The sequence below is a fragment of the Pseudomonas sputi genome (assembly GCF_021603585.1).
Classification (GTDB): Bacteria; Pseudomonadota; Gammaproteobacteria; order Pseudomonadales; family Pseudomonadaceae; genus Aquipseudomonas; species Aquipseudomonas sputi.
In genome coordinates this window covers 1-11,418 of the sequence record NZ_BQHI01000049.1, presented here as the reverse complement: position 1 = coordinate 11,418, position 11,418 = coordinate 1, and the positions used below count along the sequence as shown (strand labels likewise).

The following is an 11,418-nucleotide window of genomic DNA, read 5'->3' as shown; positions in this document are numbered from 1 at the left end:
TCTGTGAATTGCTCAAGCAGCTCTTTCGGGATTTTTGGCAGCTCTCGCAACGCGGGTTTCTTTTTGGTTGGCATACATGCACCTCTTACTCATGTTATGCCCGAACACAAAATTTCTGACACCCCCTTTGAACAGCCAAGGGAAGTAAATCGTGCATATCGACTTTCGGACAAATAGCGGATGTTGACGGACCGAGCAGTCAATCGAAAATCACCATAGACACGTTATCAACGAATTTGTAACCTCCGAGCATAACTTGCCACTCTATGTTGTTTGCCCATGTCGCTTACTATCGCAACACTCAAACGGTTTATGCGCTAACGTCTAGAGAAGGAACGCTATGCGTCAGATGACTATTAGGGAGGCTTGGTGAGCGAAAAGCGAATTGTGACCATCGGATGCGAGTTGGCATCTGGTAGCGTCAAGCATGTGTCTTTCCGGTCGAAGTCTTCGCTGTTGGACTTCGACATCGTGCTTTTTAAGCCGTTGATCAGCGACTTCTTGATCTACGGGTCCGACTATTTTCAAGGAAAGCCGAGTCTCAGCGATACACAGTCCTTTCAACTGCGGGAATGCTGCGAGCATTGGCGCCGGGAGCTTAAGGAGGCTGTAGCCGCTGGGAAGACCATCCTTGTCTTTCTCCCAGAGCTTACTTCGGTGTACATCGACACTGGCCAGAGAAGCTACTCGGGCACCGGAAGAAATCAGAAGACAACCCGTCATGTCACGGAATATAGCAACTACAACTCAATTCCTGCCGATCTAAAGCCGGTAGTCGCGAACGGTTCGGAAATGAAATTGGCGTCATCTGTGGGGCCACCGCTTGCCGCATTCTGGAATGATTTTCGTGAAATGTTTACCTATCACGTACTACTCACGCCTGAAAAAACAGCAGTCACAATACTTACCAGAACGGGCGATAAGCCAGTTGGGGCGATTTTTCGAAGCAAATCGGCCACTGGCAGTCTTGTGCTGCTCCCGGATGTCGATTTCTATCCTGATGAGTTTGTAACTGAGAAGAATGAGAAGCAGGTTTGGACAAGGAAGGCAACAATTTTTGCGGACCGCTTTGTAGCTGCAGTCGTCCAGTTGGACAAGGCTCTGCGCGCCGAGAGTGATGTCACTGCGGAACCCGCGTGGGCCTCGAGTGACGCATATCTTATGGCACCGGAGCGCAGCTTGCGCGTTGAATTGATGGCCGCCGAGCTCGCTGTCGAAACGGCCCAGCAGGCTAAAGAGGAGCTTGCTGAGCAACTGCGCATTGAAGGTCGTCTTCGGGGCCTGCTTTTTGAGAAGGGTAAACCACTTGAGGAAGCCATTATTGAAGCGCTACGGAAACTCGGCTTCACTGCGGAGCCTTTCAAAGATGCTGGGTCAGAGTTTGATGTAGTCTTCGAGTCGCCTGAGGGACGTCTCATAGGAGAAGCCGAGGGAAAAGACAATAAGGCTGTGAACGTCGATAAGTTGCGACAGCTTCAAATGAACATCCATGAGGATTTGCTGAGAGACTCGGTTGATGCACCGGCAAAGCCAGTTCTATTCGGAAATGCGCACCGGCTATCGCCTCTTGACCAGCGAGCGGATCCGTTCACCGAAAAATGCGTCGCGGCGGCATTGACCATGAACACCGCATTGGTGTTTGCGCCAGATCTTTTTCTCGCTGTACAGAATTACGTCGAGTACCAAGATGCGGATTTTGCGACCGCCTGCCGCCTTGCGATTTTGTTGTCCGTGGGACGTGTAATTTTCCCTGCCCCCCCAGCTGGAAAGATAGCGCAGGAGACTGAGAGTAAAGTGGGTGAAGCATAACAGTTTGTCCAAGTTAAATCCGCTTCGCGGAGTGGCGTAATCCAGGAGTTAATCCCGTTTTTCACCATTTAACTGGCTCCGCCAGACCAATTAGGAGCACTTCTTGAAAATTGAGTTGTTGGTGCTAATACCTGAGTCAGAGTCCTTCTGCACAAGCAAAAAATCATTTGTCGAATTTTTGAAGGTCGATTCTCTATTAGGAATAACTGGGCAAAAAATTTCATACAAAAGAACCCCTAAGGCAAAGGAGCTTGCTGCGGCGAAGTTTCGTATCGAAACTGATTTGATTAAGTCTAAGCAGGAACGTTACTTTACCGTGTTGCTCGAGGCGCTCGATGAGTCCGATATGGATGGCTTTAATGAACTTTGCGACAGAATAAGATCAATTGCGGAAAGAATATCTCCAGGGAAAACAACGATAAATACACTGTGGGATGACGTTGGTCGAGCATATGCGGAGAAATCTTACCCGCTAATTAATGAGGTAGAAAACCTCATGCGGAGATTGATTGCGAAATTTATGCTAATCACAGTGGGTGTAAACTGGTCTAAAGACGCGATTCACCCAGATTTATTTAAGAAAATTGACAATTTTAGTGACGATGACCCGCATGTGAACGACTTGTTCAAGCTCGACTTCATTCACCTGAAGGAGGTTTTGTTTGGAAAGAAGCGGGATATATCAACCGAAGAGCTCGATAGGCTGTTATCAAAAACCCAATTCTCACCAGATGATCGAGATACCATAAAAAAATATCTGCCAAAATCTAACTGGGAAAAATATTTCTCATCAGTTATTGACGAAGAAGGTGGTAGCGTAGATAAGAAATGGGCTCTGCTTTACAAGCTTCGAAATAAGGTCGCGCACAATAGGCATGTCAAGCGAAGCGACTACGAACAAATAAAGGGGCTTTGTGAAAAGCTGAAAGAAATAATAATCAAGGCGTCGACCAAGCTAGGTGAAATTGATATCAATGAAGAGGATAGAGATTTAATTATCTATACATACGGCTCGGACTCACCTGCCGCAATAGAGTATATATCAGAGAGGGTGGTTGCAGATTTTTATGCGAAGCAAGGCTATATCGTACATTTAAATTCATCGCTAAAAGACATTGGCGTTGACTTTGTTGCAGAGCGAAACGACGAACATGTCGGCGTGGAAGTGAAGTCCATATCACTGCAGTACTTGTCTTCGTTTGCTCGTATTATGTTGCGTAAACAGATGCCGCGCCTACAGAATTCCTTAAAGAGGAATAATCTCACTAGGTATCATGTGGTCATGCTTGTTCGAGGTGGAGATGATTTCATACAGGAAGAACGAGTTTTTCGAAATCTTGCCGCGATGTCTGGAGAGTTAGATCATAGAATTGAATTCAAGATTGGACGCCTAGGTGAAGATAATTCGCTCGCAGCAATGCAAGACATTGTCCTTGCTCATAATCTTTGAGCTGGGCGACTTGAGATTTAAAAAAACTGACAGAATTATTTTTAGTAAAAAAGGGGACGGATCTGAATGGCACTTACTTAACAGCTAACCGATTGAGCTGAAAGCAAAAAATGAAGAAGGGCTGGCCTTGGTCTACGGTGATAGTTGCGAACACACACCAGAAAACCAAGGACACAGCCCACATGGATCGTAGACGCCAAATTCTCCAGCATCAACAGCAACGTTTTCGCCGCCATGCTTCGAATTGTGATGCCTATGCTTTTTTCAACCTGCTCACGGCTCCCGAGTTGCTGCAGCGCGTTGAGTCAGCACTGCCAGAGCATCGGGAGCGCTTGTATCCGCCAACGGAAACTCTGTCGATGTTCCTGGCTCAAGCGATGAGTGCCGATCGCTCCTGCCAGAATGCCGTCAACGATTTCTCCATCAAGCGATCCTGTAGCGGCATGAAACCCAATAGCACTCGCACGGGCGCTTTCTGTAAGGCCAGGCAACGCTTGCCGGTAGAAATGGTTTCCATGCTGGTTCGACAGACCGGTTCGTCTATCAGTGATCAGGCACCGCCTTCGTGGCGATGGAAGGGGCGACCTGTACGCCTTGTCGACGGGACAACCGTCTCGATGCCCGATACGGCTGCGAATCAGGAGGCCTATCCGCAATCTCGCGGGCAGAAAGTTGGCCTTGGTTTTCCGTTGTGTCGAGTGGTGGGCCTCGTTTGCCTCTCCAGTGGCGCCGTTTTAGACGCCGCACTTGGACGTTTCCGAGGTAAGGGCGGCGACGAACAGACGCTGCTCAGATCAATGCTCGGCACGTTGAAAACAGGCGACATCTTGTTGGGCGACGCTTACTACGCGACCTATTTTCTGCTGTGCGAGTTGCAGCGACGAGGTATCGATGGCGTGTTCGAACAATATGGCGCCCGACGGCGCAGCACGGACTTTCGTCTGGGCCAAAGTCTCGGTTCGGAAGACCACTTGATCGAATTGAAAAAGCCCGAAAGAAGGCCGCCCTGGATGAGTCAAACACATTACGAACAGGCCCCTGGAAGGCTGATAGTGCGAGAGTTGAAGACTGGCGGAAAAACGTTGGTGACCACCTTGCATTGCCCGAAGCAGACACCCAAAACAGCTCTCAAATCGCTGTACAAGGGGCGATGGCATGTCGAGTTGGACTTGCGAAATCTCAAGGCCACGCTGGGCCTTGGAAGGTTGAGCTGCAAAACCCCGGGCATGGCCGTCAAGGAGTTATGGGTCTATCTGTTGGCCTACAATCTGATCCGAATGCTCATGGCCCAATCGGCTCTCTTAGCGGACTGCTTACCTCGCGAACTGAGCTTCAAACACAGCCTTCAGCTATGGCTGGCGCTACGACAATATGGGAGTCCTGAAGACGAGGATGGTCTGGCGAACTTACTGATGCTGATAGCGCAAAGACGCGTTGGAAATCGACCTGGTCGTATCGAACCGCGAGCCATAAAACGAAGACCTCAGGCCTACCCCTTGCTGACCAAGTCACGTCGGTCAGCGAGGGCTGAGGTCAGGAAAAACGGGCATGCTAAACATGTTAAGTAAGTGCCATTCAGATCCGTCCCCTTTCTACTCGACTTATTCCGCTTTCCCGAATCTCGTTCAGTAAAAAGCCTATACCCAAGCGTCAGTCCCGCGTGTGACGTAGGTCTGCACAAACACGCCCACCTCTGCCGTCATATTCCACCGGTGACACAGAGGACACCGCCCACCAGGTCTGGCGGCGCACTGGTGCGCAGTGTTGTAGCCCACCTGTGGGAGGTACGGGGGCTGGGGCAGCCAGCAGTGGGGGAGCTAGGATCGTCTCCTTAAGTCGATTGTGCGGGCACAGAGCGGTGTGCCCCTGCGTACAAGTCGCATCTATCTGTGCGTAAATGCGACCACCTCACCAGTATTTCTTTGTGACTATAACCGGACCCGATGCAGAGAAGGCTTGGTGGCCCTGCTCGGTTAGTGCATCCTTCAAACAAGAAAACGCTGGTTGCGGGAAACACCTCCGAACCATCAATAAGCCCCTTAACCTTGAGGAGTACGCGTTGGACAATTTGCAGGTCCCCTCCGAAGTACAACCCGAAACCAAGTGTATGTATTGCTGGATATTGAAGCCTGCGAGCGACATGACCTTGGAGCATGCGATTCCTCAGAGCTTGGGCGGTGCACAGTCCCCCCAACGCTACAAAGTCCGAGCGGCATGTCGTAAGTGCAACAGCAGCTTGGGGTTGCACGTCGATGCGAGCTTCGAAAAGTCATGGTTGCCCTCTATCGCCTTGGGTGAGGCCGCCCGACACCTCTCCAAAACAAACGACAAAGTCGTACCTCCCTTGGTGTGCACAGGCATTATCCATCTCGATATCCCGGGGCTACTCGAAACCGAAGTCTGTGAATGGTGGACTGGATCTCAGGCCGAGCACGTTATCCTGATCCGTCCCGTTGACGAAGAACGCTACTGGTACATGGGCGGCAACCCCATCGCTTTAAAGCAGGTATCGGCGAATGCGAGGGCATACTATTTTTTCAATGAAAACGCCGATCCGAATCGCTCATTGTTAGAATTCAAAGAGTCGTTCAAGCGTCGGAAGGTGAGAAAAATCTCAGGCACCACGGTCGACGGGATATCACTGGCTGATTACGGCTTTTCGGCTCCCGACGAGGCTGACTCCACAGCCATTGAATGGATATGGAGCAACGTATTTTCAGGGGGAAACATAGAAGGAGCCGTGCCGTTTAATTCGGAGTTTGATACCCGTTTTATGTGTAAACTCGCATTGGCCGTGGCGTATTGCGAGTTCGGCGAAGGGTATCTCGAAACCGTTTATGCGAAATTACTGCATGCGGGACTATGGCATCGTGGGGAGGGGGAGGCTCCAGATATTCCTGGGGCACGCCCTTCCAACGCGCCAGTCGACGAAACTCTCAAAAATTTCACCTGCGACCCTGGTGCAGTGTCCTTACTGATCATGCCAGCAGGGGAATATTTGCAATTAACCCTTAACATTCATCAAAAACACACCTGGACAATCGCAATCGCGGCAAAGTCTGAATTAACCGCTGAAGAATTTGGGCGTTTCACAGATGGCAAGCTATTGATGCTATCCGGTCCAACTCACTCCTCCTATGAAATCGATTTTCCTGATTACCTATCCCGTCGACTTCATCCCGAAGGGGTGTAAGTAAAAAAGCCCAGTCATGGGGTTTTTTCACATCAGAAGGTGGTTGGTTCGGCGAAGAATCGGATCACGGCCATGAAATCGCGCTGCGGGCCAATTTTGCCGAGTGCCAGCCAACGCCCGTCCGGCAGATGGTCGTGCGTCCTGGCGAACTCGCAGCATTGGAGTTTCTCGACGGCCAGGGTATTGCCCTCGTTCATCAGGTCGATTCGACTTAAGAAAGTTTCGGGTAGATGGTGATTTTGCTGTATTGATTGTCTACGGTGAAATTTGCACTGACTTGCCCACCTATTTTCATTCGATCTGACCAGCCATTTGCATCGGTTTTGTCCAGACCGCTTCACGACCATAACCCCCCATCACATCAGCAGCTTACGCACTATATTTTCTTCTGTGTTCTTCTCAATAGCGATGAAATTCTTCAGAAGGTGCTCGTCCACAGATGCTGTAGTCGGGTGGTTATATCCTTGGTGTGTCCCGGCAGAGAAGAACGCGGGAGATCCGGGCACACAGTCAACAACAGACCTCGCGCTTGCTAAATCCCCGTGATGGGGAACAATTACCGCACTGTAGATCTCGCTGAGCAGTTCCTGAATGCCCGTATTGGCATCGGTAGCAAACCGATGATAAGCGTAATCACCTGGGGCTAAGGCAAGCTTGCCGCCTTTGTAGAACGTAGTAACCAAGCATTGGCCATTGCTGTCGGAGTGGCTAGGATCGCTCCGATAAATGCGAAGAAAAGCGTCTGCGGCAAGCCTTATGAAGGTGTCACTTACTTGAACAATTTTTTTCTTAATATTTTTGTCATTGAAAACTGGTGGCCGATCCCCTGAAGGTACGTAGATGTTTTTAATTTTATTCCTCAGCTTCGTATCCCACGCTAGAATTCTCCAATGATCCGAATCAAAGTGCGACATTAGGAGGTTTAGCTCCTTCAATTTGTCCGTCACAAGGTGTAGATCGTTACTCAATGTAGGGTATTTAGGCCGAAGGACCGGTTTTCCTGCCCCCATATCAAGAAGCATTCCCCACGTGCCGTCGTGAACTATTGAGCACATTCCCTGACCTACATGAAATGACTCTAATACGAAGTCGCCACCGAAATATTTATCCTCCAAGCGCAGATCCAATAAAGCGGTTTGCGGGTTATCCACAATCCATTGTCCGGACGAGATCAGAGATGCTCTTATAGAGGAAAGCGATTGGCTTGGTGGCCTGACGTCCAACCCTGGCTCCTCAACAACTCCGAGCTCTTTTATTTCAAAATATCTAGGTGGATCCTCCGAAAATGTTGAGTAGAGGTAGTTTCGCGCATAATTACTCGGTTCGATGCGTAATGCATACCATCGATTGTGTTGCTCTGGGAGGCTCTCGAAAGCATATATAAAATGCCGAGTATCTCTATTAGGATTTCGTTTGTGAAGAATCTCTGCAAATTTCCAGAGGTCAACATCCACAATAAATGTCTCGACACCCTCATCATGATTCAAAATATTTCGGCTCGCGGCCTCTATACCTATGAATCTTACGCACAAGCCTCCTTGCAAATAATCTTTGCTTGCACGAAACGTATCGACCCTACAATAAAAAAGATTGTCTTCTGTATATTCTTCTGACGGTGCACTTTCCATAGCTGCTTCCATAGCTGCTCTCTTCTAAAATCGTAAGCATTCAAAGACACGTAACCTTGGTGCATTATGTATTGAAATCATTGTGAAATCACTCAGGCATTGGGTCAGCGATCACCAGGCCTATGCCTGCTGATTTCGCAAGATCCCTAGGTCATGCACCGCTGCTCACTACAGCTGGAAGAATACCGCTCTAGGAGCGAGTCCTTGAATTTGGCGTACAACCAGCAACAAAATCATTCTCAGCGCTGGGGAAGATGCCCTTAAGGGGAAAAGGGGACTGGGGAAAAGGGGGCTGATTTTTCCAAAGAATAAATCTGAGAATCATCTGGCCGGCCTCCACACCTCATGGAGGTGCCGCAGTAAGGTCTCGATAAACGTCGCCGTTTAAAAAGACATCTCCAGACACTCTCTCAGGCTACATATCCTTGCGCCGTTGCCTACAGCTACGCCAGAATCCGCCGGCTTGTGCGCTTTGTACCTGGTCTTTATCGTCTACGTGTCGCTGGCAACCCAGCGACCGGGTTTAGCGACCTGACCAGGTATAAGTTCAACGACGCTCCCGTTTGTCGCAGACATTTGCGATAACGATATGGTGGCTGTGCGTGGGAGACCTTCGGGTCTGCCGGGTCTTATACCTCTCGGTTCGCTAACCCGCGTACAGCTGCCACCCTTACTTGTTTAGCGACAGGTGTTGGTGGTTCCACCAGGTATAAAAATGGAGCTTCACCATGATCAAACCAACTCCCAACCCGCCCGAAACCGACTCGGTTTCCCCCTACGAATCCATCGATTCCAGAAAACTCCACGAAGCCGCCGACCGCGCGCTCGACCATTACCTCTGTCCGCCCGGCTCCACGCCGCCCCCACGTAGAGCCCGCGGGATGTATGCCGTGACGGCGGACAACAAAAACGAAGAACTGCTGATTGATGCCAGTGAAACACTCGCTTCGGCCCAAACCATTGCCCAGAACATCGCCAGTCTGGTACCGGCTTCGCAGCGTCGGGCGCTGGTGGGCATTGCGCAGTTGATCATGCTCGGGGAGTTGGCGGTGAATCGGGCGTTGGATAATTTGCAATTGCCGGAGTGATGCGGGGCAGGGCTGGCAGCGATGGCACCTGCGCGGTGTCTGTTGCCTGATATTCCGCTATCGCCAGCAGGCTGGCTCCCACAAGGTTATGGGTTCGTCACGGACATCGTGTTTTGCTTAGGAAGGAGTTGGTCGACCATCACCCTCATGGGTGATGGTCTGGAGCGCTACGGGTGTTAGATATTCGGGGTGTAGGAGAAAGCTTGCGAAGCTTCGGTATCGGTGAACGGTGTGACGCGAGTTTTCTTGTTGAACAGGCCATTGACGATTGAGGCTGGGAACATTTCGATGGCGTTGTTGAACAGTTCGACGTTGCGGTTGTAGATGGTGATGGCCGCGCCGACGTTTTCTTGTTGTTCGGCAATTTCACGCATCATGTTGTTGGCTGCTTCGGATGCTTTAAGGTCAGGGTAGGCCTCGAAAGCGATGCGCAAACCACCCATCACTTCCCTCGACGCGGTTTCAACGTTGGTGAGTGCGTTGCCGTTCGCGCCAGCAGGAAGGGCGTGAATGGCGCTGCGCAGGCCGGTGATTTTTTCGAGGAGGCTGGACTCAAAAACCATGAAATCTGCGAGCACTTTTTGCAGCTGATCGAGAACTTTTGTCTTCTGGCGTTCGTAAACCAGGATGTCCGACCAGGCACGTTGTACCCCGTTATGTCGGGCAATGATGTCGTTGTAGATGCCCAACCCCACCAAGATGATGATTACAGCGATAACAGCGGAGAGGATGAGTGCAATGTCCATGGCTTACTTCTCTTTGCATTTATTGGGGGGAGAGGCGGTAAAGGTAAAGTTGTCATCGTGCAGCTCAGAGAGTGCGTGGCTCCATTGGAGCACAGACTTCAGGCGCGGCAGTTTTACACCCGCAGCAATTTCTGCGTAAAACTCGTTGGGTGAAGCCAGCGAATACTCTGTGCTGAACGCGAGCAGGTCGCTGCTCGCGAAGCTGAGGCAGAACAAGCCATCGTCGGAGAACTCCAGGTTCGGACGATCGAGGATTTCCAATAGCTTCAACAAATGCAGCACTGTCGAAGGCTTGATGAATTTCGCGCAGAGTATCTCGCTCTGACCTGTCAAACAGAACGATTTATTAAAGTCCGGAGAAGCCGTGTCCATCGGCCATGAATAGTCGTTCTCTGATTGGTCATCGGATCTGACCGATATGCCGGTGACCCAGGGAAAGTCGAAGACCAGACTGTACCGGTCGTAGTGGTCATACACCACTCGAGTCTCGGTTCTGGTTTTGCCATCTTTGTCCGTCTCCGTGACTTGCTCCGTCCGTTTGTTGACGTAGTGCAAATGGCGGTAGTGATAAGGGAGATCGCGCAGCTTGCCGGTAAACACGCCCTCTAACGACTCAACCAACTCGCGGCTGTAGTTGCCCCGGCGGTAGTCACCAAATTGCGTATCCAGTTCGTGGAGGGTGCAGTGCGAGTTTTCTTCCAGGAACATCAACCTGTTGTGGAAGTAGGAGGACAGTGCAGCAATTTTGCGGCTGAGCGATGGCAAGCGATCAGCCTTGGATTTCATCCATTTTATGCTCCCAATGGCGAACCCGATGCCTAGCACACCAGTGACCGCGCCGACCAAGCCAGGCTCAATTTGCAGACGGCGAAAAAAAGAAACCACTTGATAGGTGTCGATATAGCAAAAAAGGGCTACAGCGCCCGCTATCAATAGCAGGCCAGTACCAAAAAACCACCATGCGCGTGTGCAATTGAATTTGAGCGGGCCATCGTACGAGGCGAACTCGTAAATCACCTTCAATAGGTCGGCTGTGGATTCAGCGCTGTCAGTACTGGCTTCGTTTACAGCCAGCAACTCGCTAAATCTCGCGTTCTGCGACGTGTTGGGCATGTCAGGTATCCATTGATTCAGCGATGTCCTGTGCCGGAGCAACGGCCCGGATAGAGGATTCGGCGCTATTCATGATCTGTCAGAAGTTTGGAAAAGGAGGGGACGATACCATTTTCATTGCAATGATGGCTTCTGGCCTCTGCTTGAGAGAGATCGTGTGCGACGTTGAAACCTGGGGGGATTTGGGCGGGTAGCGATGGCTTTGCTACCTGACACTTAGCTATTGCTCGTAAGGGAAGAGGGGACTGATTCATTTCAATCGGTTGTCCCGTCCTGAATAAGGTTTACACCTTCTGATCTATTTTCAGGAGGACGTAATGGAAACGGCTAAAAGGCGTAGTCAGCGAGACTACACGCTGACTTTTAAATTGTCGGTCGTGGATCAGGTCGA

General features: G+C 50.5%; 9 protein-coding genes. 5 read left to right on the top strand and 4 right to left on the bottom strand.

The window, feature by feature from the left end:
- Positions 1-369 precede the first annotated feature (369 nt).
- From L6D81_RS29020 to L6D81_RS29005, 4 genes are all read left to right on the top strand, one after another.
- Positions 370-1,809 carry a hypothetical protein gene (locus L6D81_RS29020; RefSeq protein WP_236182965.1) on the top strand — a complete coding sequence of 480 codons (1,440 nt, stop codon included), beginning with the start codon at positions 370-372 and terminating at the stop codon, positions 1,807-1,809.
- 103 nt (positions 1,810-1,912) lie between these two features.
- Positions 1,913-3,259: a PDDEXK family nuclease gene (locus L6D81_RS29015; protein ID WP_236182964.1), complete on the top strand. Its 1,347-nt coding sequence runs from the start codon at positions 1,913-1,915 to the stop codon at positions 3,257-3,259.
- A gap of 182 nt (positions 3,260-3,441) precedes the next feature.
- The gene (locus L6D81_RS29010; RefSeq protein ID WP_236182963.1) at positions 3,442-4,827 is read left to right on the top strand and encodes an IS4 family transposase; all 1,386 of its coding nucleotides are present in this window, start codon (positions 3,442-3,444) and stop codon (positions 4,825-4,827) included.
- A gap of 491 nt (positions 4,828-5,318) precedes the next feature.
- A complete protein-coding gene (locus L6D81_RS29005) occupies positions 5,319-6,452 on the top strand; it encodes an HNH endonuclease (protein ID WP_236182962.1) in 1,134 nt (377 codons plus the stop codon).
- Positions 6,453-6,484: 32 nt separating this feature from the next.
- Here L6D81_RS29005 and L6D81_RS29000 read toward each other — a convergent pair whose 3' ends face one another.
- Together L6D81_RS29000 and L6D81_RS28995 are read right to left on the bottom strand one after the other, a co-directional pair.
- Positions 6,485-6,649: a hypothetical protein gene (locus tag L6D81_RS29000; RefSeq protein ID WP_236182961.1), complete on the bottom strand. Its 165-nt coding sequence runs from the start codon at positions 6,647-6,649 to the stop codon at positions 6,485-6,487.
- A 159-nt stretch (positions 6,650-6,808) separates the two neighbouring features.
- A complete protein-coding gene (locus L6D81_RS28995) occupies positions 6,809-8,092 on the bottom strand; it encodes a ComEC/Rec2 family competence protein (RefSeq protein ID WP_236182960.1) in 1,284 nt (427 codons plus the stop codon).
- 716 nt (positions 8,093-8,808) lie between these two features.
- Here L6D81_RS28995 and L6D81_RS28990 point away from each other — a divergent pair.
- On the top strand, positions 8,809-9,168 hold the full coding sequence (locus tag L6D81_RS28990; RefSeq protein ID WP_236182959.1) for a DUF6124 family protein: 360 nt from the start codon (positions 8,809-8,811) through the stop codon (positions 9,166-9,168).
- 176 nt (positions 9,169-9,344) lie between these two features.
- On the opposite strand, the gene L6D81_RS28985 is transcribed toward L6D81_RS28990, so the two are convergent.
- Together L6D81_RS28985 and L6D81_RS28980 are read right to left on the bottom strand one after the other, a co-directional pair.
- A complete protein-coding gene (locus tag L6D81_RS28985) occupies positions 9,345-9,914 on the bottom strand; it encodes a LemA family protein (RefSeq protein WP_236182958.1) in 570 nt (189 codons plus the stop codon).
- Between the two features lie 3 nt (positions 9,915-9,917).
- Positions 9,918-11,027: a hypothetical protein gene (locus tag L6D81_RS28980; RefSeq protein ID WP_236182957.1), complete on the bottom strand. Its 1,110-nt coding sequence runs from the start codon at positions 11,025-11,027 to the stop codon at positions 9,918-9,920.
- Between the last annotated feature and the right edge of the window lie 391 nt (positions 11,028-11,418).